Origin of the sequence: Micromonospora sp. NPDC004540 (assembly GCF_040610095.1) — a bacterium.
In the GTDB taxonomy this organism is placed as follows: Bacteria; Actinomycetota; Actinomycetes; order Mycobacteriales; family Micromonosporaceae; genus Micromonospora.
This window is the reverse complement of sequence record NZ_JBEXLR010000101.1, coordinates 1-23,442: the sequence shown is the minus strand read 5'-3', so window position 1 is coordinate 23,442 and position 23,442 is coordinate 1. Positions and strand designations below refer to the sequence as shown.

Here is a 23,442-nt window from a genome sequence, read left to right as displayed (position 1 = left end):
TGCGGCGGTGCGTCCGGGTGCGTCGGCGCGGCCGGGGCGAACAGGGGCGGTGGAGGCGGGGCCGCGCCCCTCGCATGGAAGAATTGGCCGACCCGTCGCGTCGGGGTGGTGGTCAGCCGCAGAGGCGGCCGACCTCGTCCCGGAACCGGTCCATCGGGTTCGACCCGGCCGGGCCGAGCAGATACTCCTTCAGCTCCCGCCGCGCCTCGGTCATCGGGTCGTCGCCGGCCCGGGTGACGGCGAGGACCTTCGGCAGCTCACCGCAGTCCGCGGAGAGCAGGTACGCCGCCCGCGCGGTGGGGAACGTCCGGCGGAACTCGTCCTCCGGCAGGCCGGCCGGGTTGGCCACCACGTAGGGCCGCTCGCTCTGCACGAAGTCGGAGACCACGCTGGAGACGTCGCTGACCAGCAGGTCGGTGACGTTGAAGCAGTCGAACAGGCCCGGGGTCCGGCCGGTGACCGCCAGGTGCGCGGTGCCGTCCAGCGACGTCGGGTCGGTCTCGCCGCCGGCGGCGCGGATCCGGGCCACGATCCGCTCGTGCACCGCCCGGGCCTTCTTCGAGCGGCTGCCGGTCAGCGGGTGCGGCTTGTAGATCAGCCGGAGGTTGCCGGCGGCGAGCAGCCCGGACACGATCCGCTCCCCCATCAGCACCAGCGAGGTGTGGTAGGGGTCGTCGTCCAGCCAGCCCTCCCAGGTCGGGGCGTAGAGCACGGTGAAGACGTGGTCGGCGGCGCCCGAGCCGAAGGTGTGCACCCCGGCGAGCTGCGGCCGGCCGATCTCCACGATGTCGCGGTCCAGCACACCCACCCCGGCCCGGGCGTACCGCTCCCGGCCGGCCGGGCCGGCCACCCAGACCTCGTCGTAGACCTTGCTGTACGGGTTGACGCTGGCCTGCTTGTCGCTGTCACCGTGGCCGACGAAGACGTGCTTCACGCCCGGCTCGCGCAGCATGTGGATGTTGGCGCCGACGTTGGCCGCGTAGAGGGCGACCCGGATCGAGCCGAAGTCGAGGTTCATGAAGTCCACCCCGGCCGGTACGCAGATCACCGGCAGCCGGGTGTCGGCCAGCTCGTGGAACGCGTCCTCGGCGCGCAGCAGCACCACCGCGCGGCGGCCGGCCGCCTCGACCGGGGCGAGCCACATGTTGGCCTGGTAGACGTCCTTGGCCGGGCCGGCGAAGTAGAGCGCCACCTCGGGCCGCTCCCGGGCCAGCCAGTCGTGCACGGCGGGCAGGATGCCGGGGGTCTTCCCGCGGCCGCGCAGGAAGGTGAGCACCAGCACCGCGGCGGTGACCAGGCCGGCGGCCAGGGTGACCAGGCCGGTGACCACCACCGGGGCGATCCGGTCGGCCACCGCGGCCACCACGGCGGCCGGCACCAGCAGCACGTTGAGCAGCGGCAGCCGCAGGCCGGCCAGGAACCGCGCCCAGGTCGGCGGAACCGGCACCCGGCGCAGCGTGCCGAGGTCGAGGTTGCGGGTGAACGCCGGCGTGGCGGCCCGCCCGTCGACCACCCTGGTCAGCGCGGTCGTGCCGACGGCCACGGTCCAGAGCGCGGCGGGCAGCAGCAGCACCGTGACGGTGCCGGCCACGCCGGGGCGGACGGTGCTCACCACCAGCAGCACCACGGACAGGTCGCGGACCAGCCGCCGGAAGACCAGCCCGAGGCCGGCCTTCCGGAGCAGCTCGCCGGTGTCGGCGTACCGGGTGGCGAGGGTCAGCTCACCGGCGATGACCACCAGGGCGGCGACCGCGTACGGGACCACCAGCCCGAGGACCCCGGAGAGGATCATGACCCCGTAGCCGAGCATCGTCAGGCCGACGGCGGCGAGACCCTGCTGGCTCCGTACTCTGCTGAACAACGGCACGCTCCCTGTCTGCCCACCGGCGTCGATGTGGTCCGATACCGGGCAGCTGCGACCTTAAACGGGGCAACTAACACAAGTATTGCCGGGGTGTCCGACGGGTGAACGGCCAATGACGGCGCTCACGCGGGGTGCCCGGCGGGCGGCGCAACGCAGTGAGCCCCGGCCGTCGGAACGGCCGGGGCCCACGGGCGACGGACGGGTCAGCCGCCGATGACCACCCGGCGGACGCCGGTCCAGCGCGCCGGGTCGGTGACCCGGCGGCCGTCGACCAGCACCGTCACGCCCGGCAGGTCGGCCGGGGTGAGGTTGCGGTACTCGGCGTGGTCGGCCTGGATGACCGCGGCGCCGACCGGCTCGCCCTGGTAGCCGGGGAGGCCGTGCGCGGCCAGCTCCTCATTGGTGTACATCGGGTCGGCGACGTACGGGACGGCGCCCCGCGCGCGCAGCGCCTCGACGGTCGGGAAGACGCCGGAGAACGCGGTCTCCTTGACGCCGCCCCGGTAGGCCGCGCCGAGCACCAGCACGCCCACCCCGGTCAGGTCCCCGTACGCGGCGGCGAGCAGGTCGACGGCGTACTCCGGCATGGCGGCGTTGGCCTCACGGGCCGAGCGCACCACGGTGGCCGCCGGGTCGTTCCACAGGTACATCCGCGGGTAGATCGGGATGCAGTGCCCACCGACGGCGATGCCCGGCGAGTGGATGTGGCTGTACGGCTGGGTGTTGCAGGCCTCGATCACCTTGGTGACGTCGACGCCCACCGTGTCGGCGAAGCGGGCGAACTGGTTCGCCAGGCCGATGTTGACGTCGCGGTAGGTCGTCTCGGCGAGCTTGGCCAGCTCGGACGCCTCGGCCGAGCCGAGGTCCCAGACGCCGTTCGGGCGGTCGAGGTCGGCCCGCTCGTCGAAGTCCAGCACCGCCTCGTAGAAGCGCACGCCGTGCTCGGCCGACGCCTCGTCGATGCCGCCGACCAGCTTCGGGTAGCGGCGCAGGTCGGCGAAGACCCGGCCGGTGAGCACCCGTTCCGGGCTGAACACCAGGTGGAAGTCCTGGCCGGCGGTGAGGCCGGAGCCCTCCTCCAGCATCGGGGCCCAGCGGCTGCGGGTGGTGCCGACCGGCAGGGTGGTCTCGTAGCTGACCAGGGTGCCCGGCTTGAGCCCGCGGGCGATGGCCCGGGTGGCGTCGTCCATCCAGCCGAAGTCCGGCACGCCCTCGGCGTCCACGAAGAGCGGCACGACCACGACGACGGCCTCGGACTCGGCGACCGCGGCGGCGGTGTCGGTGGTGGCCGACAGCAGCCCGGCGGCGACCGCCTCCTTCAGCTTGACGTCCAGGTCGGCCTCGCCCGGGAACGGCACGGCACCGGCGTTGACCAGCTCGACGACCCGCTCGGAGACGTCGGCACCGATCACCCGGTGCCCCTTCGAGGCGAACTGCACGGCGAGCGGCAGACCGATCTTGCCGAGCGCGACGACGCAGATGTTCATGAAACTACTTTCCTCCAGAGGGCCAGATTCGGCGCAGGCGGGCAAGGAACCGACGGGGAGTCACCGGCGTGATCGCGACGATCACCTGGCCCTTGTGGTTGGTGGTGGGCGTGACGAGGTGGAACCGGACGCCGTGCCGGGCCAGCAGCCGGGGTGCCGCGACGCGGCGATCGGCGCGCAGCGGCACCGAGCCGGTGCCGCCCAGCGCGGTCACCTCGGCACGCACCACCCGACGCTCCCCGTTCGCCGCGACGACCGCGAGCAGCCGGTCCACCGCGAAGTCCGTCCGTACGACGGTACCGGTGCCGTCGGGCGCGACCGACGTCACACCCGCCAACTCGCCGACGCTGACCCGGACCGCCTCCTCGGCCAGCTCGGAGAGCGCCGCCCAGCGGCTGCGCGCGGTGACCACCAGGGCCCGGGCGCCGGCGGCGTCCCGACCCCAGGCCAGCTCGGTGGCGGTCAGCCGGGCCAGCACCTTGGCGGCCTGGTCGGTGATGTCGTACCAGTCGTCCGGATAGCCGAACGCCGGGTCGCGGAAGCCGACGTGGTGGGCGTACCAGCGGTCGTGCTCGATCGTGACCTCGGGCGACGTCTTGTCGGCCTGCTGCCCGATCAGCTCGCGCAGCTGCGCCAGCTCGCCGTCGCGCGCCACGGCGAGCCGCAGCCGCAGGTCGGGCGCCATCCGGGCCAGGATGCCCTCGGTCAGGTACGCCTCGGCGAGCTTGCGGACCCGGTCGTGGACGTGCCGCTGGACGTCCGGGGAGAGGTCCAGGAACTCCGCCCGGAGCAGCTTCGCCACCTCCCAGCTGAAGTGGCGCAGCAGCACCGCGTCCCGGCGCGGGCCCGGCTCGACCAGCCCGGCCACGAAGCCGACCAGCTCCTCGGCGCAGCGCAGCCGCTCCTCGAAGCGGCTCGCGTAGGTGATGTTCTGCGCGTTCTCCCGCTTGACCGCGTAGTAGTACTCGTAGTCGGCGAGGACGGAGATCTTCTTCGCCCGGAAGCAGGCCTCCAGCGTGAACGGCTGGTCGCTGCCCATCGGCATGTCGGTGCGGAACCGCAGGCCGTGGCGCTCGACGAGGTCCCGCCGGAACAGCTTGGTGTTCGACAGAGACCAGGGCAGCGCGCTGTCGAAGAGGTCGACCCGCTCCTCGGTGCTCGCGTAGGCCGCCTGGTGCACGTAGCGCTTGTTGGTGCCGACCATCCGGCCGAGCACCACGTCGGAGTCCCACCGGTCGGCAGCCTCCACGAGGCGCTCCAGGGCCTCCGGCCCGAGGTGGTCGTCGGAGCCGATGAAGAAGACGTACCGGCCGCGGGCGTGGTCCAGGGCGACGTTGCTCGGGGCGGCCGGGCCGCCGGAGTTGGCCTGGTGCAGCACCCGAACCGTGTCCGGGTAGCGCTCGGCGTACCGGTCCAGCTCCGCGCCGCTGCCGTCGGTGGAGCCGTCGTCGACCGCGACGACCTCCAGCCGGTCCAGCCCGATCGTCTGCCCGACCAGCGAATCCAGACAGGTGGTCAGATACGGCATGGTGTTGTAGACGGCGACGATGACGCTCACGTCGGGCGTGCTCATCCGATCCTTCCCCCATCGCCGTGTTCGCTGCCGGCGGGGGATCCGCCGTCGGCCACGGGCGCGCTCGCCGGCCAGGGCCGACGATCTGACAGCGACCTCCGCCCGCGCCGTCCGTTTCACACGGCCCCGGCCCGGGACGGAACCTCCGCGAGTGTACGGCACGGAGGTGGCCGGACAGTGGCCCCGAGCGGGCGCGACGGCAAGCCGGAGGTGACCGGCGGAGCACGGTGTCCGGGGCACCCGGCGGGACCAGGCCCCTTGCTAACCTCACCGGGGCTCTTACACCTGCCGGGGGGGCACATGGTGGCCGGGATGGGAAGCGACATGGGCGTGATCGCCGATCGCGACAGCGACGGCCGCGAGGAGCGGCCGGGCGTCGCTCCCGAGGTGGCCGCCGGCGCCCGCCCGGTGGCCCGGCTGCGCCGGGCGCTGCTGGCCGCCTGGCCGGCGCTGGCGGGCTACGCCGCGGTCCGCGCGGTCGGGCTGATCACCCTGGCGATCTGGGGCGACGCGCGGGACGCCCGGCTCCTCCGGCTGATCGGCATCCGGGCCGACGCCGGCTGGTACCTGGCGATCGCCGAGCACGGGTACGACCGCGCGGAGACCCTGCAGAGCAACATGGCCTTCTTCCCGCTCTATCCCCTGCTGGTGCGCTTCGCCGAGCCGCTCTCCCCGCTGCAGTACCGCAACACCGCGATCGTGCTGGCCTGGGTCGCCTCGCTGGCCGCCGCCTGGGGGCTGTTCGCGATCGGCAACCACCTGCACGACCGGCGGACCGGGATCCTGCTGGCCGTGGTCTGGGGGCTGCTGCCGCACGCGATCGTCGAGTCGATGGCGTACACGGAGTCGCTCTTCACCGCGCTGGCCGCCTGGTCGCTGTACGCGGTGCTGACCGGCCGGTGGCTCACCGCCGGCACGCTCTGCCTGCTCGCCGGCGCGACCCGACCCACCGCCACCTCGCTCATCCCGGTGGTGATGCTGGCCGCGTTGATCGCGCTGGTGCGGCGCCGCGGCACCTGGCGGCCGGCGCTCGCCCTGCTCCTGGCGCCGCTCGGGTGGCTCGGCTTCGTCGGCTGGGTGGGCTGGCGGACCGGCCGGGTGGACGGCTGGTTCCAGATCCAGACCGAGGGCTGGCGCTCGACCTTCGACGGCGGTGCCGGCACCCTGGAGTACACCGGCACCACCCTGGACCAGCCGGTCACGCTCCAGTGGTACCTGATCGTCGCCGTCCTGGTGGGCAGCCTGATCCTGCTGGCGCTCAGCATCGTCGACCGGCAGCCCTGGCCGCTGCTGGTCTACAGCGCGATGATGCTGGTCACCACCATCGGCGCGTCCGGCTACTTCAACTCCAAGGCGCGGTTCCTGGTGCCGGCGTTCGCGCTGCTGCTGCCGGTCGCCCGGGGTCTCGCGGCGGCCAGCACCGCGCGGCTGATGATCATCCTGGTGGGGCTGACCGCCTTCGCGGCCTACTTCGGCGGCTACCTCCTGCTGGTCTGGGAATACTCCCCCTGACCAACGGCCCGGCTCACCGGGTCAGCGACCGCACGTCCCACAGCCAGACGTCCCGCACCCGCTGGCCGGGGCCGAAGCAGGCGTCCAGGAACGCCTTCAGCTCGTCCTCGTGGGCATGTTTCGGCAGCACCACCGCGTCCGCCCGCCACCAGCGCACGTCCGCCACCGCCTGCTCCCGCTCGGCCGCGCTGACCGTGGGCGGGCGGGTGCCGGCGCCGACCGCGGTGAGCAGCAGCGCGGTGGGCCGCGGCGGGGTGCCCCAGCGCCCGGTGTCGTCGGTGGGCGAGGTCGGCCCCAGGAAGTAGCCCTGCGGCACGGCGAAGCCGGTGAGGGCGGCGGAGCCCCAGTTGATCGAGGTCATGTTGTGCACCGGCACGGGCACCAGAGTGCGCCCCGCGGCCACATGGTGACGCCACTCCCCGGAGGTGACGAACTGGGGCACGGGCACCCGCCCCTTCGCCGGCAGCGGGGTCGGCAGCATCGGCACCAGGGCCGCCACCAGCGCCGCCGCCGTCAGCAGCCGCAGCGGGGCCGCCACCTGCGGGGTACGGGCCGCGAGGCCGTCGAGGCGGGCCACCGCCAGGGCGAGCAGCAGGCCGGCGGCGACCGTGGTGATCAGCGCGAACCGGGCGATGACCATGGCGTCCACGATCGGCAGGCCGCGCAGGAGGACGAACGGGGCCGGGATGTCGCTCTTCTCCGGCCCCCAGCTCAGCGTCGAGCCGAGGGCGAGCACTCCGGAGGTCAGCGCCACGACGGCGAGCACCCGGACGGCCAGTTCGCGGCGGAGCGCGACGACCGCGCCGGCCACCAGCACCACCACGGGCCAGCCGTAGAAGCTGGCCTGCTCGGTGGTGTTCGGCGCCAGCCCGCGGGCGCTGTCCGGTCCGCCGCCGATCGACTCGGTGGCGTAGGCCACGAACGAGCGCAGCCGCAGCGTGTACACGTCCGGGTCGCCCGGATGTCCGATCCGGTGCTGCGGCCCGGCGAACTGCATCCACAGCGGGTACGCGGTGACCAGCAGCACCACGCCGCCGGCCACCGCCAGCGCGGCCAGCGCCCGGGGCGCGAGCCGCAGCGTCTCCCGCGGGCGCAGCACGAGGTGGGCGACCGTGGCCATCAGCGCGCCGAGGGCGACCAGGAAGAGGATCTCCACGGAGATGAAGAACTGCGCGGCGACCAGCGCGCCGAGGATCAGGCCCTCCCGGAGCGGGGAGCCGGACCGGGTGAGCCGGACGACACGCCACACCAGGAACGGCACCAGCCACTGCGCGGTGATGTGCGGGTGGCCGTTGCTGTGCGTGATCATGGCCGGCGCGAAGGCGCAGAACAGGCCGCCGACGACGGCCGCCGCCCGGGAGCCGACCAGGTGCCGGGAGAGCACCCAGTACCAGGCGAAGGCGGTGCCGGCCAGGTTCAGCGTGATCAGCACCAGGTACGACAGGGGCGCCCCGCCGAGCAGGGTGACCGGCGTCAGCAGGATGCCCGGCAGCTGCATCCCGACGTTCGCCATCAGGTTCACGCCGTCGGGGGCGTTCTGCAGCGTGGTGAAGAACGGGTTCTCCAGGTGGGTCACCGCGTGCGCGGCGTACGCCAGCATCCACTCGTTGAACCCCTGGTCGTCCGGGCGGCTGCCGAGCAGCCGGCCGTGCACGTCCAGCCAGCCCCGCCCGGTGACCCAGAACGCGCCCAGCAGGTAGGCCACGGCGACGAGCAGGTCGACGAGGCGACCCGTGGGCAGCCGGCGGCCCCGGCCGGACCCGGGGTCGGCCGGCGTGGCCGGGGCCGTGTCCGCCGCCACCTCGGCGGACCCGGGCGCGGGCCGCGCCGGGTCGTCGGGCGGGCTGGTCGGGAGCTTGCCGGAGGGGTGCGCCGTCGTCACACTGGCGAATCCTACGGGTTGCCCGGCGGCGGACCGCGCGACACCGGACGCCCGGCACGGCCGGCGCGAAGGTGACGAGCAGGCAACATCTGGCCGACGCTTCCCTTCCCCCCGGTGCGGGAATTTGGCGGTCACGTCCGGCTGAGGCAGAATTCGTCTGACTCAAGGGACAGCGCCTGCCGACGCGCAGCTGCCTTTCACGAGACCCAGACGAGGAGCCAGCCAGGTGAAGGTCATCAGCGTCGTCGGGGCACGCCCTCAGCTGATCAAGCTCGCCCCCATCGCCGCCGCGTTCGCCGCCACGGAGCACGAGCACATGATCGTGCACACGGGCCAGCACTACGACGCGGACCTCTCGGACGTCTTCTTCTCCGGTCTGGGCATCCCCGACCCCGACATCCACCTGGGGATCGGCTCCGGGTCGCACGGCGTGCAGACGGGCAAGGCCCTCGCCGCGCTGGACCCGGTCTTCGCCGCCGAGAAGCCCGACTGGGTGCTGGTCTACGGCGACACCAACTCCACCCTCGCCGGCGCCGTCTCCGCCGTGAAGCTGCACCTGCCGGTCGCCCACCTCGAGGCGGGGCTGCGCTCGTTCAACCGGATGATGCCGGAGGAGCACAACCGGATCCTCACCGACCACGCGGCCGACCTGCTGCTCGCCCCGACCGAGGAGGCCATGCGCCACCTCGCCGCCGAGGGCCTGGCCGCCCGTTCGGCGCTGGTCGGCGATGTGATGGTCGACGTCTGCCTCGGCGTCCGGGACGCCGTGCTGGCCGGGAACCACCCCGCCCCGGTGCTGCCGGACGGCATCCGGCCCGACGAGCCCTACCTGCTGGCCACCCTGCACCGCGCCGAGAACACCGACTCCCGGGAGCGGCTCGCCGGCCTGCTCGACGGCCTGGCGGACCTGCCCGTGCCGGTGGCGCTGCTGGCGCACCCGCGGCTGGTGGCCAAGGCCGAGGAGCACGGGCTGAAGCTGGCCCGCGGGGCGGTGCACGTCGGCCGCCCGCTGCCCTACGCCGGCATGGTCGCCGCGGTGCTCGGCTCGACCGGTGTGGTCACCGACTCCGGCGGCCTGCAGAAGGAGGCCTACCTGCTCTCCCGGCCGTGCACCACCCTGCGGCCGGAGACCGAGTGGATCGAGACGCTGGTCGACGGCTGGAACCACCTCGTGCCGGACCCGTCCGCCCACTCCCGCGCCGAGTGGATCGACATCGCGACCCGGCCGGCGCCCACCGCCGCCCAGGGCACGCCGTACGGCGACGGCCGGGCGGCCCAGCGGGTCGTCGAGACCCTCGCCGCGAAGTGAACCTGCCCGCCCACCGAGAGACCCGGGGTGTTCACCCGACCATGACACAATCCCTCGACGTGTCGACCTCCTCCGCGAACGGCCGGCCGGCTGCCGGCCGCGGCCGCCGCCCACACCTCATCTACCTGGCCATCGGCTTCCCGCCGGCGGCCAAGAGCTGCGCCTACCGGATGCGGGAGACCGCGAACCAGTTCCGCCGGATCGGCTGGGACGTCACCGTGGTGACGATCGCCGCCGCCTCCTGGGAGCGCGACTCGGGCCTCGACTACAGCCTCCTGGAGCAGGTCGACCCGGAGATCAAGGTGGTCGAGCTGCCGCTGGCCCGGGAGGACCTCGAGACCGACGTCCGGAAGTTCAGCGAGGAGCGTGCGCTGCGCCCGGCCAAGTGGCTGACCAGCCTGCGCAAGCGGGAGAAGAGGATCTTCCCGGAGCCGGTCTTCGGCAGCTGGCGCGGCACGCTGGAGCGGGCCGTGCTCGACGTCCACCGCCAGCACCCGGCGGACCTGCTGCTGGCCAGCTGCGTGCCCTACGTCAACCTGGCCGCGGCGTGGAAGCTGTGGGAGACCCACGGCGTGCCGTACGCCGTCGACTTCCGTGACGGCTGGTCCGTCGACGTGGTCAACGGCGGCCAGGCGTTCACCCCCGACTCCGAGGCGGGCGTCTGGGAGCGGCGGATCCTCGACCACTGCCAGTCGCTCTGGGTGGTCAACGACCCGATCGCCGACCACTACCGGGAGCGCTACCCGCACGTGGCCGACCGGGTGCACGTGGTCCGCAACGGGTACGACAAGGACAGCGTGCCGATGATCCGGCCGCGCGACCCCGACCCGGAGGCCGGCCTGGCCTTCGGCTACCTGGGCACCGTCAACTACACCACCCACCAGCTCCGGGTGGTGCTCGACGCCTGGCGTGAGGCGCGCAAGCAGGAGCCGCTGCTGCGCAACGCGCGGTTCGAGATCCGCGGGCACATCGGCGCCGGCGCGAACCGCGAGGCCAACGGCCTCACCGAGCTGATCCGCGAGGCGGCTGCCGACGGCGTCTCGTTCGGCGGCCCGGTGCGCAAGGCGGAGGTCGCCGAGACGTACGGCGCCTGGGACGCCCTGGTGCTGATCCTGATCGGCGGCCGCTACGTCACCTCCGGCAAGGTGTACGAGTACATGGCCACCGGCCTGCCCATCGTCTCGGTGCACGAGGTCGACCACGACGCCTCCCGGGTGCTCGACGGGCACCCGCTCTGGACGGGCGCGTGCGGGCTGGACGAGCTGCGGCTGGTGGACAGCTTCCGGGCGGCCGCGCGGATGGTCGTCGAGGCGACCGACGAGCAGCGCGCCGGGGTGCGGCACCACGCCGACCCGTTCACCCGCGAGACCCTGATGCAGCAGGCGGTCGAGCAGCTGGCCGCGCACGCCCTCGCGGCGCCGCGCGACCTGCCGGTGAACGGCGCCGTCGTGCACCCGTCGGACGAACCTTCGACAATGGACGAGACCGAGCGAGCCGGTGGGGTGCGCGCATGAGCGACGTGTTGCTGGTGGCGGGCGTGGCCCCGCAGCCGGGGATCCTGGCCACGGCCGTGCAGCGGCTGCGGGAGACCGGGGCTCGGGTGCACCTGGTCGGCGCTGTCGACCCCGACGAGCTGGCGGAGGACCTCCGCCTCGACGGGTTGTGCGCGCTGCCCGTCGACATCGCCAAGGACACCCCGACCCGCGTCGCCGCCCGTCAGGTGCCCGGCGAGCGGGTGTGGAGCCGGATCCGCCGGGAGCCATGGGCGCGGGAGCAGGCCCGCACGGCCGACGTGCTGGTCGCCCTCGACGCGCACGCCATCTACACGGTGTGGCGGTTCGCCCAGCGCAACCGGGCGGCCGACGCCCGCTACGGCATCCAGGCCGCGGTGCAGGCGCTGACCGAGCGCAAGGACCGGCCCACCGCCGGGCCGCTGCAGCGGCTGGCCAACGGCATCCCGTCGACCACGGCGGTGAAGCAGAGCGTCAACCGACTGATCAACGCGGCACCGCGCGCGGCGGTCAACGCCGTCACGGCCCGGCCGATCATGCGCAGCAAGGCCGGCACCCAGCTCTGGCTGACCGCGGTGAAGGCCCCGAAGGTGCCCGACTCGCTGCGTACCAAGGTGGCCCACCAGGTGGCCAAGGGCATGGCCTGGGCGGACCGGCCCGACGGCGAGGCGCTGATCCTCACCGCCACGGCGAGCAAGCTGCGCAAGCCGACCGCCCGGGCCCGGATGCTGGGCGAGGCGGCCAGCCGCGAGCTGAAGGCCGGCATGCCGCCCCGCGACCTGGCGGGCGCGGTCAACGCCCTGCTGAAGGTGGCCGACCAGCGGCACCGGGCGGACGAGAACGGCGCCGCGGCCGACCTGCTCAACCGGGCCATGACGCTGGCGTTCGACCGGGTGCTGCACATCGACCAGCTCACCTCGCCGCTGGCCGAGGACCCGGAGGGCTTCATCGCCCCGTTCCGCCGCTCCCTCGCGGCGACGACGGTCGCGAGCCCGCGCGGCCGGCGACAGCCGGCGGCCCCGCCGCCGACCGACCGGCCGCTGCGGCTGCTGATCGCGACCAGCGCGAACGACAACTTCCTGAAGCTGATCCGGTCCTACTACGACGCCCACCCCCGGGTGGAGGTCCGCTTCGTGGACCTGGCGGCGAACGCCGCGCTCAAGAGTGTGACCTGGGCGTCGAAGCCGATGCTGGAGCACCGGCTGTCGGCCGACTCCACGCCCTACGGGGAGAAGGCCGAGGAGCGGCTGCGGCCGTACCTGGACTGGGCGGACACCGTCTTCGTGGACTGGTGCGTGGCCCCGGCCGCGCTGTTCACCATGGTCGACCCCGGCACCACCCGGGTCATCGTCCGGCTGCACAGCTACGAGGCGCTGTCCCGCTGGCCCTACATGGTGGACTTCTCCCGGATCGACGACCTGGTCTTCGTGGCCAACCACATCCGGGACCTGACCACCACCCTGGTGCCCTACCTCAAGGGCCCGGACGCGCCCCGGATGCACGTGCTGGACAACGCCATGGACCTGCGTGGCTTCCAGATCGACAAGCCGGCGGACGCCCGGTTCCAGCTCGGCATGGTGGGCATCAGCCAGGTGGCCAAGGACCCGCGCTGGGCGATCGAGGTGCTGCGGCTGCTGCGCGAGCGCGACGACCGCTACCGGATGCTGCTGGTCGGCGGCGACATGAACCCGGACGTCAGCGTGGCCAGCCGGGAATACCTGGAGGCGTTCAACGGGGACGTGCGCGAGCTGGAGGCCAGCGGCGCCGTGCGGCGGCTCGGCGCCACCGACGACGTGCCGAAGATGCTCAGCGACATCGGCGTCATCATCAGCTCGTCGGTGCGCGAGGGCTGCCACTGCGGCCTCATGGAGGGCGCCGCCAGCGGGGCCGTCCCGGTGGTCCGGGACTGGCCGTTCTTCGCCGGCCGGCCGAACAGCGCCCGCACCCTCTACCCGGAGGGCTGGGTGATCGGCAGCCCCGAGGAGGCGGTGGAGCGGATCCTGCGGACCACCGGGACCGAGGAGTCCTGGCGCGCCGCCGGCCGGGAGGCGTCGACGTACGCGCTGCGGGAGTGGGACTGGTCGGTGGTGCAGCACCACTTCGACCGGCTGCTGCTGGACGACCCGCGGTCCTGACCCCGAAACGCCGAGAAGGGCCCCACCGGTGACCGGTGGGGCCCTTCTCGTCTGTGCGATGTGCGGCGGGCTCAGCGCTGGCTGGGCACCCGGCCCGCCGAGGTCAGCCCGGCGCTGTCAGCGGGGCCCAGGACGGTGTCCCGCAGCTCCGCCCACTGCAACGAGTGCTGGATGCCCTCGGCCAGCGAGAGGGTCGGCTCCCAGCCCAGCAGGCGCCGCGCCCGGTCGCTGCGGGTGTAGGTGCCTGCCGAGTCGCCCGGCCGGCGGGGCGACAGCACGGTGCTGATCGGCCGGCCGAGCACCGTGTGGAACGCGTCCAGAAGTTCCCGGACCGTCGTGCCGTCGCCGGTGCCCAGGTTGATCACCTCGTACCGGCGGTCGCCGTCGAGCACGGTGTCGAACCGGCGCAGCGCCTCGACGTGGGCCTGCGCCAGGTCCCACACGTGCACGTAGTCGCGGATGCCCGAGCCGTCCCGGGTGGGCCAGTCGGTGCCGGTGAGCTGGAAGGTGGCACCCGTCCGGGCCGCCTCGATCATCTTGCCGAGCACGTGCGAGGGGCGGGCCAGTTGCAGGCCGGTCCGCATCTTCGGGTCCGCGCCGACCGGGTTGAAGTAGCGCAGCGAGATGACCCGCAGGGGGTACGCGCGGGCGCTGTCCGCCAGCACCCGCTCCACCATCGCCTTGCTCTCCCCGTACGGGCTGGTGGCCGCGACCGGGGAGGTCTCGTCGACCGCGAAGTCCTCGCCCGGCTGGTAGATCGCCGCGGAGGAGCTGAACAGGAACCGCTCGCACCCGTTGGCGACCAGCCCGTCCAGGAACTCGACGGTCTTGCCGACGTTCTCCCGGTAGTAGCGCAGCGGGTGCTCCACCGACTCCGGCACCACGATCAGCGCCGCGCAGTGCACCGCCGCCTCGATGTCGGGGTGCTCGGCGAAGATCCGGTCGAGCAGCGCCCGGTCGGCGATGTCGCCCCGGTAGAAGATCCGGTCCTCGACGAACTCGGCCCGCCCGGTGCTCAGGTTGTCGAGGACGACCGGGGTGATGCCGGCGTCGAGGCAGGCCGAGGCGATGGTGCTGCCGATGAAGCCGGCGCCGCCGGCGATCAGAACCTTCACCGGATTCAGCTCCGCGCCGCCGGCGGGATGGCCATGGTGGTGCCCTCGGTCGCGGAGCGGAGCACCGCGCCGGCCACCTCGACGGTCCGCAGGCCCTGGCGGAGGGTGACGATGTCGCTCTCCTTGCCCTCGACCGCGTCGCGGAACCGCTCGTGCTCGACCAGCAGCGGCTCCCGCTTCGGGATCGCGTAGCGGACCATGTCGCCCTCGGCCACGCCGCGGAACGCGCGCAGCGCCTCCCACTCGGTGTCGATGGCGGCGTTGGCGTAGAAGGTCAGGTCGGCCGTGAGCGTGTCGGCGACGAAGCAGCCCTTGTCGCCGGTGACCACGGTGGACCGCTCCTTGAGCGGGCTCAGCCAGTTGACCAGGTGGTTGACCATCGTGCCGTCGGCGAGCTGGCCCACCACGGCGACCATGTCCTCGTGCAGCCGGCCGCTGCGGGAGACCGTGTGCGCCGACACCGAGGTGTATTCGCGGCCGGTCACCCAGGCGGTCAGGTCGATGTCGTGGGTGGCCAGGTCCATGACCACGCCGACGTCGGCGATCCGGTGCGGGAACGGGCCCTGCCGCCGGGTGACGACCTGGAAGACCTCGCCCAGCTCGCCGGCCTCCAGCCGGGTACGCAGGCTCTGCAGCGCGGGGTTGTAGCGCTCGATGTGCCCGACGCCGGCGACCAGGCCGGCGGACTCGAACGCCTCCACCAGCTTGGTGGCGGCCTCGACCGACTGGGCGAGCGGCTTCTCGATCAGCGCGCCGACCCCGTTGGCGGCCAGCTCCAGGCCGATCCGCTCGTGCAGGGCGGTCGGGCAGGCCACGACCGCGTAGTCGATGCCCATGGCCAGCAGGTCGGCCAGCTCGGGGACGACCGGGGCGCGGAGCGTGCCGGTGACGTCGCCGGCCGGGTCGACCACGCCGACCAGCTCGACGCCGTCCAGGCCGGACAGCACGCGGGCGTGGTTGCGGCCCATGGCGCCTAGGCCGATGAGGCCGGCGCGCAGGTTGCGGCTCTGGCTCACCGGGCACCCCCGGCGAGGTTCGCGCCCTCGGCGATCCGCTCCAGGTCGGCCGGGCTCAGCGACGGGTGCACCGGCAGCGAGACGACCTCGGCGGCGGCCCGCTCGGTCTCCGGCAGGTCCCACGGGCCCGGCTTGCCGTCGGAGTTCAGGTAGGGCTTGAGCCGGTGGATCGGGGTCGGGTAGTAGACCGCGTTGCCGATGCCCAGCTCGGTGAGGCGGGCCATGGCCGCGTCCCGGTTGCCCTTCACCCGCACGGTGTACTGGTGGTAGACGTGCTTGGCGGCGTCCGCCACGGGCGGGGTGACCATGCCGGTGATCTTCGAGTCGAGGAACTTGGCGTTGGCCCGGCGCTGCTCGGTCCACTCGGCGAGCTGGGTGAGCTGCACCCGGCCGATCGCGGCGGCCACGTCCGTCATCCGCATGTTGGCGCCGACGATCTCGTTGGCGTACCGCTGCTCCATGCCCTGGTTGCGCAGCAGCCGCAGTGTGCGGGCCAGCTCGGCGTCGGCGGTGGTGATCATGCCGCCCTCCAGGGCGTGCATGTTCTTGGTGGGGTAGAAGCTGAAGCAGCCGGCGGTGCCGAAGGCGCCGACCGGGGTGCCGTGCAGGGTGGCCCCGTGCGCCTGGGCGGCGTCCTCCACCACGGCGAGGCCGTGCCGCTCGGCGATCGCCATGATCTGGTCCATGGCGGCCGGGTGGCCGTAGAGGTGGACCGGCATGATGGCGACGGTGCGCGGGGTGACCGCGGCGGCGACCGCCTCCGGGTCGACGCAGAAGCTGCCGGGCTCGATGTCCACGAAGACCGGCTCGGCGCCGACCAGCCGGACCGCGTTGGCGCTGGCGGCGAAGGAGAACGAGGGCACGATGACCTCGTCACCCGGGCCGTAGCCGAGCGCCATCAGGGTGAGCTGGAGCGCGGACGTGCCGGAGTTGACGGCGACGCAGTGCCGGCCGGCGACGAGGTCGCCGAACTCCTCCTCGAACGCCGCGACCTCGGGGCCCTGCACGACCCGGCCGCTCCGCAGCACCCGGACAGCCGCCTCGATCTCGGCCTCACCGATGATCGGTCGTGCTGGGGGAATGAACTCTGGATGCGGCCCGACCATGGGGCTTCCTCCTGTCGACACGTTGCTCGTTGGGGGGGACGTTTGGGGGATGGTAGCGGTTTGTGGCGAAAACAACCCGGTCGCAACCACTGTCCGACCGCTTGTCTCCTGCTGTTCATGATCGACGAGCGGGCCGTCGACGACGGGACCGGGGGTCACACTTCCACCTCGTCGCGGACAGGCCCCAAGCATGCTACCCGGAGGGCCGCGACGATCGCGGAGGCCATTCGGGGCACCTCCGCCGGCTCCAGCGGCGCCCGGGAGATCGCCATCCGCCAGTAGACCGGGCCGACGATCAGGTCGACCGCGGCGCGCCGGTCGGTGTCCGGGGACAACTCCCCGCGCTCGACCGCCCGGCCGATCAGGATCCGCCCGACGGCCTGCTGGTAGTCGTCCAGGGCCACCTGGAGCTTCTCGGCGATCTGCGGGTTCCGGGCCGCCTCGGCCAGCAGGTCCGGGATGATCTGCGAGGCCATCCGGTGACGCAGCGCACGGGCCATCACGTGGAGCAGGATCTCCAGGTCGCCGAGGAGGCTCCCGGTGTCCAGCAGCGGCAGGTTGCGCCCGGCCACCGCGGAGACCATGTCCAGCACCAGGTCGAGCTTCGAACGCCAGCGGCGGTAGACCGCGGTCTTGCTGACCCCGGCCCGGCGGGCCACCGCCTCGATGGAGAGGCGGCCGTAGCCGACCTCGGCCAACTCCTGCATCACGGCGGCGCGGATGGCACTGGTGATCTCCCCGCGCAGCACCGCCGCGCCGGCCGGGGCACGCCTCTTCTCGGTCGTCACGTGGGACAATGTAGCGCAACGACGGTACGGTTGCGTCCCGACGTGTTTTGGACTACCTTCCACGCAGCAGCGAGGCACCCTCCCCGCCCGGCCACGCTAGATTTCAACGCCGCGACACATCTCCCTGCTCCCCATCGGCACGAAAGATCGGAGCGCCTTGACCATGGCCAACACCGCGGTGGCCGACCCCGAATCCGGGCTGTCCCGGGCCCAGCTCGCGAAGCGCTACGGGCTGCGGGTCGCCGGGGAACGCCCGCCCCTGGCCGAGTACGCCCGCCGGTTGTGGGCGTACCGACACTTCATGACCGCGTACTCGCGGGCGAAGGTGGCCTCGTCGTTCAGCAACACCCAGCTCGGCCAGCTCTGGCAGGTGCTGACCCCGCTCACCAACGCGGCGGTCTACTACCTGATCTTCGGCGTGATCATCTCGCAGAACAGGCACGTGTCGAACTTCATCGCGTACCTCTGCACCGGCGTGTTCATCTTCATGTTCACCCAGACCGCGGTGCAGAACGGCACCAGCGCGATCACCAGCAACCTGGGCCTGATCCGCGCCCTGCAGTTCCCCCGCGCCGCGCTGCCGATCACCGTCACGCTGATCCAGCTCCAGCAGCTGCTCATGTCGATGGTGGTGCTGGCGGCCATCGTGCTGATCACCGGCGAGCCGCTGACCTTCCGCTGGTTCCTGCTCGTGCCCATGCTGCTGCTCCAGACGATCTTCAACATCGGGCTGACCATGGTGATGGCCCGGCTCGGCTCGAAGATCGTCGACCTCAAGCAGGTCATGCCGTTCGTGATGCGGACCTGGCTGTACGGCTCCGGCGTGCTCTACAGCGTCAAGCTGTTCGAGGAGCGCCTCCCCGGCTGGGCGGCGAAGCTGCTGGAGTCCAACCCGATCCTGGTCTACATCGAGTTGGCCCGGCACGCCCTGCTGGAGTCCAACCAGCAGAACCTGGTCACCTCACCCGGCCACCTCTGGCTGCTGGCCGTCGGCTGGGCGGTCGTCATGGGCATCGGCGGGTTCGTCTACTTCTGGCGCGGAGAAGAGGAGTACGGCCGTGGCTGAGCAGACCCAGCCGGCGGGCAACGCCGCCGTGGTGGAGGAGCGCATCCCCACCGTCGTGGTCGACGACGTGCACGTGATCTACCGGATCCACAAGGGCGCCACCGGCGGGAGCACCCCGGTGTCGGCGCTCAAGCGGATCGTGTCCCGGACCAACGCGCCGAACATCCGCGAGGTGCACGCGGTCAAGGGCGTGAGCTTCACGGCCTACCAGGGCGAGGCCATCGGCCTGATCGGCAGCAACGGCTCCGGCAAGTCGACCCTGCTGCGGGCCATCGCCGGGCTGCTCCCGCCGGCCCGGGGCACCGTCTACACGCAGGGCCAGCCGTCGCTGCTCGGCGTGAACGCGGCCCTGCTCAACGACCTCTCCGGCGAGCGCAACGTGGTGCTCGGCTGCCTGGCCATGGGCATGCCGCCGGACGAGGTCAAGCGGCTCGCCCCGGAGATCATCGAGTTCTCCGGCATCAACGAGCGCGGCGACTTCGCCTCGCTGCCGATGCGCACCTACTCCTCCGGCATGGGCGCGCGGCTGCGCTTCGCCATCGCCGCCGCGAAGAAGCACGACGTGCTGCTCATCGACGAGGCCCTGGCCACCGGCGACTACAAGTTCCGGATCCGGAGCGAGCAGCGGGTGCGGGAGCTGCGGGCGAGCGCCGGCACGGTGTTCCTGGTGAGCCACTCGCTGAGCTCGATCCGGGACACCTGCGAGCGGACCATCTGGCTGGAGAGTGGTGTGCTGAAGATGGACGGCCCCACCGACGAGGTCTGCGCGGCGTACGAGAACCAGAAGTAGTCCGCCGGGGCGCACCGGTCCGGGGTCGCCCGGGTCGGTGCGCCCCGTCGTACGCGTTAAGGTTTTCCTCGGCGCCGGCCAAAGTTCACCACCCGGTCACCCACCCTCAAATGCCCCATCCACCGCAGAAGTGAGGAACGGCAATGACGCAGGACCGCACCCCCGCACCGGACGCCGCGCCGGCGAGCCCGGCACCCTGGCGCCCCTCGCGGACGGTGGCCGTGATCCTCGCCGGGGGGACCGGGACGCGCCTCGGTTTGGGTATCCCGAAGCAGCTGCTGAAGATCGCCGGAAAGCCGATCATCGAGCACACCCTCGCGGTGTTCGAGGCCGCGCCGGAGATCGACGAGATCATCGTGCTGATGGCCACCGGTCACGTGCCGGACGCCGAGCGGATCGTGGCCAACGCGGGGTTCCGCAAGGTCAGCAAGGTGATCGAGGGCGGCGACACCCGCAACGACACCACCCGGATCGCGCTCGACGCCGTCGGCGAGGGCGACGTCAACATCCTCTTCCACGACGCGGTGCGCCCGCTGGTCAGCGCCCGGATCGTGCGCGAGTGCGTGAACGCGCTCTGGAGCTACTCGGCGGTGGACGTGGCCATCCCGTCCGCCGACACGATCATCCAGGTCGACCAGGACGACTGCATCACCGACATCCCGGTGCGCGCCACGCTGCGCCGTGGCCAGACGCCGCAGGCGTTCCGCTCCGGCACCATCCGCGAGGCGTACCGGCGGGCCGAGGGCGACCCCGACTTCGCCGCCACCGACGACTGCGGCGTGGTGCTGCGCTACCTTCCCGGCACGCCGATCAAGGTGATCGACGGCTCGGACGAGAACATCAAGGTCACCCACCCGGTCGACGTGCACCTGGCGGACAAGCTCTTCCAGCTCGCCGCCGCCCAGGTGCCCAAGCTCACCGACCACCGCAGCTACAGCGAGGAGCTGGCCGGCCGGACCATCGTGGTCTTCGGCGGCAGCTACGGCATCGGCCACGACCTCACCGAACTGGCCCGCCGCTACGGCGCCCAGGTCTTCCCGTTCAGCCGCTCCACCACCGGCACCCACGTCGAGCGGGCCGAGGACGTGGCCGCCGCGCTGAAGACCGCCTTCGAGGCGACCGGCCGGATCGACCACGTGGTGGTCACCGCCGGGATCCTGGAGAAGGGCGCCCTGGCGGAGATGGACGAGGAGACGATGGACCGCCTCCTGCACGTCAACTTCGTCGGCCCGGTCACCATCGCCCGGCAGTCGCTGCCGTACCTCCAGCAGACCAAGGGCCAGCTGCTGCTCTACACCTCCAGCTCCTACACCCGGGGCCGGGCGCGCTACGCGCTCTACTCGGCCACCAAGGCCGCGCTGGTCAACCTGACCCAGGCGCTCGCCGACGAGTGGGCCGAGTTCGGCGTACGGGTCAACTGCGTCAACCCGGAGCGCACCGCCACCCCGATGCGCACCAAGGCGTTCGGCGAGGAGCCGGAGCACACCCTGCTTTCCGCCGAGGCGGTCGCCCAGGCCTCCCTGGACGTGCTGATCTCCGAGCTGACCGGCCAGGTGATCGACGTCCGCCGGGCGCCCGGCGAGCCGGTCGCCGCGGTGCCCGCCCAGCCCGGCGCGCGCGACGCGGAGCAACTGCCCACCGGCGTCGACGCCTGAGCCGCGGGACGGGACGAGCCAGATGCGTGGTGACCTGGTACGGAAGCTGCTCGCCCGGGTGCTGACCACCGGGCTGGCGGTGCTGGCCTTCCTCGTCGTGGCGCTCACCGGGGCGACCGGCTGGGGCCTGGCGATCGCGGTCGCCGCGCTCGCCGCCGCCGCCTGGGAGCGCCGGGTCCGGCCCACCGCTGACGGCCTCGCCGAGTCGGTGCTGGTCGCGGCCGGCATCCTGGTCGGCTACGCCCGCCGACTGGACGCCGGCTTCGACCCGGCGCTGGCCGCCACCGCGCTCGTCCTGCTCGGCCTGGTGCTGCTCGTCGGGCCGCTGCGCGACGCCGGCGCCCTGGAGATCCGGGCGGCGAACCTGCCGGTCCGGTCCTGGACCCCGCTGGTCACCGCCCGGCTCGGCGACGCGCTGCTGGTGCTGCTCGCCCTCGTGGCGCTCGCCGCCGGGCTGGCCCTGCCCGCCTGGGTGGCCCTGGTGGCCACGCTGCTGGTCGGGGCGGGCTGCGGGGCGGTCGGCCTCGACCTGGCCCGGCGCCGGTTCCGGCCGCCGGCCGGCGGCGGCCCGGTGGGCCGGGCGCTGCGCCGGCACCAGCCCGAGTTCCTGCTCTACTTCTCCGCCCCGCCCGGCTCCGAGTACCAGGTCACCATGTGGCTGCCCTACCTGGAGCGGATCGGCCGGCCGTTCCTGGTGCTGCTGCGCGAGCCCGAGTTCCTGCCCACGGTGGCCGCCGCGACCCGGGCGCCGGTGGTCTTCTGCCCCACCCTCAAGACCATGGACGAGGCGCTGGTGCCGAGCCTGCGGGCGGCCTTCTACGTCAACCACGGCGCGAAGAACAGCCACTGCATCCGCTTTTCGCAGCTCACCCACGTGCAGCTGCACCACGGCGACAGCGACAAGGCGCCCAGCGCCAACCCGGTCTCGGCCATCTTCGACAAGATCTTCGTGGCCGGGCAGGCGGCGATCGAGCGGTACGCCCGGGCCGGCGTGGATATCCCCGCCGAGAAGTTCGTCGTGGTCGGCCGCCCCCAGGTGGAGGCCATCGAGGTACGCCGGGAGCCGGCCCGCGGCCTGGCCCACCCGACCGTGCTCTACACCCCCACCTGGACCGGGCACCACGCCGACGCCAACTACTGCTCACTGCCGGTGGCCGAGACGGTGATCCGCCGACTGCTCGACCGCGGGGCCACGGTGATCCTGCGTGCGCACCCGTACACCGCGCAGAACTCGGCCTCGGCGCGCCAGCTGGCCCGCCTCACCGAGCTGCTCGCCGCCGACCGGGCGAAGACCGGCCGGCAGCACCTGTGGGGCGCGGCGGCCGGTCGCGAGCTGACCCTCACCGAGTGCGTCAACCGCGCCGACGCGCTGGTCTCGGACGTCTCCGGGGTGATCTCCGACTGGCTCTACTCGGGCAAGCCGTACGCGGTCACCGACATGGGCGTCGACGGCGAGCACTTCGTCGAGCGGTTCCCGCTGGCCGGCTCCGGCTATGTGCTGCGCCGGGACGTGTCCAACGTGGACGAGGTGCTGACCGACCTGCTGGACACCGACCCGAAGGCGGCGGCTCGCTGGGCCACCCGGACCCGCTACCTGGGCGACTTCCCGGCCGAGTCGTACGCCGAGGTGTTCCTCGACGCCGCCCGCCGGCAGCTCGCGCCGGACTGGACCGCGCCGACCCCACGCGCCGCCGCGCAGGACGGCTCGCCGCTCCCCTCCCCTACCGCCTGACCGGGCGGGTCAGAGGTACGGGTCGAGCAGGGCGAGCACCGCCGCCGGGTCCTCGACGTGCGCGTTGTGGCCCAGCCCCGGCAGGGTGGCGACCGGGACGCCCAGCTCCTTGAGCTGCGCGTCGCTCACCATCGGATCCTGCTCGCCGCGGGCCAGCAGCACCGGGACGTCGGTGGCGGCGAGCAGCGCGGGCAGCCGTGGCTCCCCCACCGCGAACGCGGCCGGGTCCATGGCCAGCCGCCAGCGGCCGTCCTCGCGGCGCAGCCCCGCCTCCACCACCGGGTGGTCGGGGGCGAACAGCCCGGCCAGCCCGGAGACCCGCAGGTAGCGGCGGGCCGCCTCGTCCCGGGTGGCGAACCAGGTCACCGGGCGGGCGGCCAGCTCGCGGGCCTTCTCCAGGTCGGCCGGGGACCAGACGGCCTTGATGCCGAGCCCGACCACGGCGTCGACCGGCAGGCGCCGGGACCGCGCGGCCAGCGCGAGCGCCACCACCCCGCCGAGCGAGTGCCCGAGCAGCACGAGCCGGTCGCGGGGGCCGAGCCGTTCGGCCACCGGGCCGAGCCCCGCCACCACCCGCCGGGCCAGCTCCTCGAAGGTGTACGCGGGCAGCGGCGGCGACCAGCCGTGCCCGGCCAGGTCGGGGGCGAGCCAGCGCCCCGCCCAGTCGCGCTCCAGCAGCGGCGCCCAGGGCAGCCACACCTCACCGGTGGCGCCCATGCCGTGCAGCAGCAGCAGATGGCGGGTACCCGTCGCGTCGCCCATACGGCGCAGTGTGCCACCGGACGGACACCGCGCGCGAGAGCGGACACCTGCGGAGACGACGTGCGGGCCCCGCGCCGGGGGGGGCCGGGCCCACCGGGTGGGGGGGGTAGAGGGGCGTGTGACCCCCGCGCCGCCCCGC

17 protein-coding genes are annotated in these 23,442 nt (G+C 73.1%); 8 read left to right on the top strand and 9 right to left on the bottom strand.

The window, feature by feature from the left end:
* Positions 1-112: 112 nt before the first annotated feature.
* The 3 genes from ABZV78_RS26205 to ABZV78_RS26195 form a co-directional block, all read right to left on the bottom strand.
* Positions 113-1,810, bottom strand: coding sequence for a CDP-glycerol glycerophosphotransferase family protein (locus ABZV78_RS26205; protein ID WP_355642666.1), 1,698 nt, complete (start codon positions 1,808-1,810; stop codon positions 113-115).
* Positions 1,811-2,067: 257 nt separating this feature from the next.
* A complete protein-coding gene (locus ABZV78_RS26200; RefSeq protein WP_355642664.1) occupies positions 2,068-3,351 on the bottom strand; it encodes a nucleotide sugar dehydrogenase in 1,284 nt (427 codons plus the stop codon).
* Positions 3,352-3,355: 4 nt separating this feature from the next.
* Positions 3,356-4,924, bottom strand: coding sequence for a glycosyltransferase (locus ABZV78_RS26195; RefSeq protein ID WP_355642662.1), 1,569 nt, complete (start codon positions 4,922-4,924; stop codon positions 3,356-3,358).
* Positions 4,925-5,236: 312 nt separating this feature from the next.
* Between ABZV78_RS26195 and ABZV78_RS26190 the strand changes: the two genes are divergently transcribed.
* A complete protein-coding gene (locus ABZV78_RS26190; RefSeq protein ID WP_355642660.1) occupies positions 5,237-6,436 on the top strand; it encodes a hypothetical protein in 1,200 nt (399 codons plus the stop codon).
* Positions 6,437-6,449: 13 nt separating this feature from the next.
* Here ABZV78_RS26190 and ABZV78_RS26185 read toward each other — a convergent pair whose 3' ends face one another.
* A complete protein-coding gene (locus ABZV78_RS26185; RefSeq protein ID WP_355642658.1) occupies positions 6,450-8,318 on the bottom strand; it encodes a hypothetical protein in 1,869 nt (622 codons plus the stop codon).
* A gap of 226 nt (positions 8,319-8,544) precedes the next feature.
* On the opposite strand from ABZV78_RS26185, the gene wecB reads away from it, so the two are divergent.
* Genes wecB through ABZV78_RS26170 form a run of 3 tightly spaced genes read left to right on the top strand, consistent with a single transcriptional unit; the run spans position 8,545 to position 13,273 of the window.
* Entirely contained in the window at positions 8,545-9,627 is a 1,083-nt protein-coding gene (gene wecB / locus ABZV78_RS26180; RefSeq protein WP_355642657.1) for a UDP-N-acetylglucosamine 2-epimerase (non-hydrolyzing), read from the top strand.
* Between the two features lie 59 nt (positions 9,628-9,686).
* Entirely contained in the window at positions 9,687-11,141 is a 1,455-nt protein-coding gene (locus ABZV78_RS26175; protein ID WP_355642655.1) for a glycosyltransferase, read from the top strand.
* Positions 11,138-13,273 carry a glycosyltransferase family 1 protein gene (locus tag ABZV78_RS26170; RefSeq protein WP_355642653.1) on the top strand — a complete coding sequence of 712 codons (2,136 nt, stop codon included), beginning with the start codon at positions 11,138-11,140 and terminating at the stop codon, positions 13,271-13,273. The genes ABZV78_RS26175 and ABZV78_RS26170 overlap by 4 nt, the downstream gene beginning before the upstream one ends.
* Positions 13,274-13,344: 71 nt before the next feature.
* Here the strand turns inward: ABZV78_RS26170 and galE are convergent, their stop codons facing one another.
* The 4 genes from galE to ABZV78_RS26150 form a co-directional block, all read right to left on the bottom strand.
* On the bottom strand, positions 13,345-14,388 hold the full coding sequence (gene galE / locus ABZV78_RS26165) for a UDP-glucose 4-epimerase GalE (RefSeq protein WP_355642651.1): 1,044 nt from the start codon (positions 14,386-14,388) through the stop codon (positions 13,345-13,347).
* A 5-nt stretch (positions 14,389-14,393) separates the two neighbouring features.
* Positions 14,394-15,404: a Gfo/Idh/MocA family oxidoreductase gene (locus tag ABZV78_RS26160; protein ID WP_355642650.1), complete on the bottom strand. Its 1,011-nt coding sequence runs from the start codon at positions 15,402-15,404 to the stop codon at positions 14,394-14,396.
* On the bottom strand, positions 15,401-16,510 hold the full coding sequence (locus ABZV78_RS26155; protein ID WP_355642648.1) for a DegT/DnrJ/EryC1/StrS family aminotransferase: 1,110 nt from the start codon (positions 16,508-16,510) through the stop codon (positions 15,401-15,403). Before ABZV78_RS26155 ends, ABZV78_RS26160 begins: the two co-directional genes overlap by 4 nt.
* Positions 16,511-16,665: 155 nt before the next feature.
* Positions 16,666-17,298, bottom strand: a complete 633-nt coding sequence (locus ABZV78_RS26150) for a TetR/AcrR family transcriptional regulator (protein ID WP_355642647.1) — start codon at positions 17,296-17,298, stop codon at positions 16,666-16,668.
* A 163-nt stretch (positions 17,299-17,461) separates the two neighbouring features.
* Here ABZV78_RS26150 and ABZV78_RS26145 point away from each other — a divergent pair, with 163 nt between their 5' ends.
* The 4 genes from ABZV78_RS26145 (at position 17,462) to ABZV78_RS26130 (ending at position 22,541) form a co-directional block, all read left to right on the top strand.
* Positions 17,462-18,364, top strand: coding sequence for an ABC transporter permease (locus ABZV78_RS26145; RefSeq protein ID WP_355642645.1), 903 nt, complete (start codon positions 17,462-17,464; stop codon positions 18,362-18,364).
* Positions 18,357-19,154 (top strand): ABC transporter ATP-binding protein, encoded by a 798-nt coding sequence (locus ABZV78_RS26140; protein WP_355642644.1) that lies wholly within the window; start codon positions 18,357-18,359, stop codon positions 19,152-19,154. Before ABZV78_RS26145 ends, ABZV78_RS26140 begins: the two co-directional genes overlap by 8 nt.
* 143 nt (positions 19,155-19,297) lie before the next feature.
* The gene (locus ABZV78_RS26135) at positions 19,298-20,809 is read left to right on the top strand and encodes a bifunctional cytidylyltransferase/SDR family oxidoreductase (protein WP_355642642.1); all 1,512 of its coding nucleotides are present in this window, start codon (positions 19,298-19,300) and stop codon (positions 20,807-20,809) included.
* 22 nt (positions 20,810-20,831) lie between these two features.
* Positions 20,832-22,541: a CDP-glycerol glycerophosphotransferase family protein gene (locus ABZV78_RS26130; RefSeq protein ID WP_355642640.1), complete on the top strand. Its 1,710-nt coding sequence runs from the start codon at positions 20,832-20,834 to the stop codon at positions 22,539-22,541.
* A 9-nt stretch (positions 22,542-22,550) separates the two neighbouring features.
* On the opposite strand, the gene ABZV78_RS26125 is transcribed toward ABZV78_RS26130, so the two are convergent.
* Complete coding sequence (locus ABZV78_RS26125; protein WP_355642639.1) at positions 22,551-23,303, bottom strand: alpha/beta fold hydrolase; 753 nt, start codon at positions 23,301-23,303, stop codon at positions 22,551-22,553.
* Positions 23,304-23,442 lie beyond the last annotated feature (139 nt).

Excerpts from the sequence above, each read along its gene's own strand:
- ABZV78_RS26205 (WP_355642666.1), bottom strand. The coding sequence starts at position 1,810 with ATGCTCGGCTACGGGGTCATGATCCTCTCCGGGGTCCTCGGGCTGGTG.
- ABZV78_RS26200 (WP_355642664.1), bottom strand. The coding sequence starts at position 3,351 with ATGAACATCTGCGTCGTCGCGCTCGGCAAGATCGGTCTGCCGCTCGCC.
- ABZV78_RS26195 (WP_355642662.1), bottom strand. The coding sequence starts at position 4,924 with ATGAGCACGCCCGACGTGAGCGTCATCGTCGCCGTCTACAACACCATG.
- ABZV78_RS26190 (WP_355642660.1), top strand. The coding sequence starts at position 5,237 with ATGGGAAGCGACATGGGCGTGATCGCCGATCGCGACAGCGACGGCCGC.
- ABZV78_RS26170 (WP_355642653.1), top strand. The coding sequence starts at position 11,138 with ATGAGCGACGTGTTGCTGGTGGCGGGCGTGGCCCCGCAGCCGGGGATC.
- ABZV78_RS26155 (WP_355642648.1), bottom strand. The coding sequence starts at position 16,510 with ATGGTCGGGCCGCATCCAGAGTTCATTCCCCCAGCACGACCGATCATC.
- ABZV78_RS26145 (WP_355642645.1), top strand. The coding sequence starts at position 17,462 with ATGGCCAACACCGCGGTGGCCGACCCCGAATCCGGGCTGTCCCGGGCC.
- ABZV78_RS26135 (WP_355642642.1), top strand. The coding sequence starts at position 19,298 with ATGACGCAGGACCGCACCCCCGCACCGGACGCCGCGCCGGCGAGCCCG.
- ABZV78_RS26130 (WP_355642640.1), top strand. The coding sequence starts at position 20,832 with ATGCGTGGTGACCTGGTACGGAAGCTGCTCGCCCGGGTGCTGACCACC.
- ABZV78_RS26125 (WP_355642639.1), bottom strand. The coding sequence starts at position 23,303 with ATGGGCGACGCGACGGGTACCCGCCATCTGCTGCTGCTGCACGGCATG.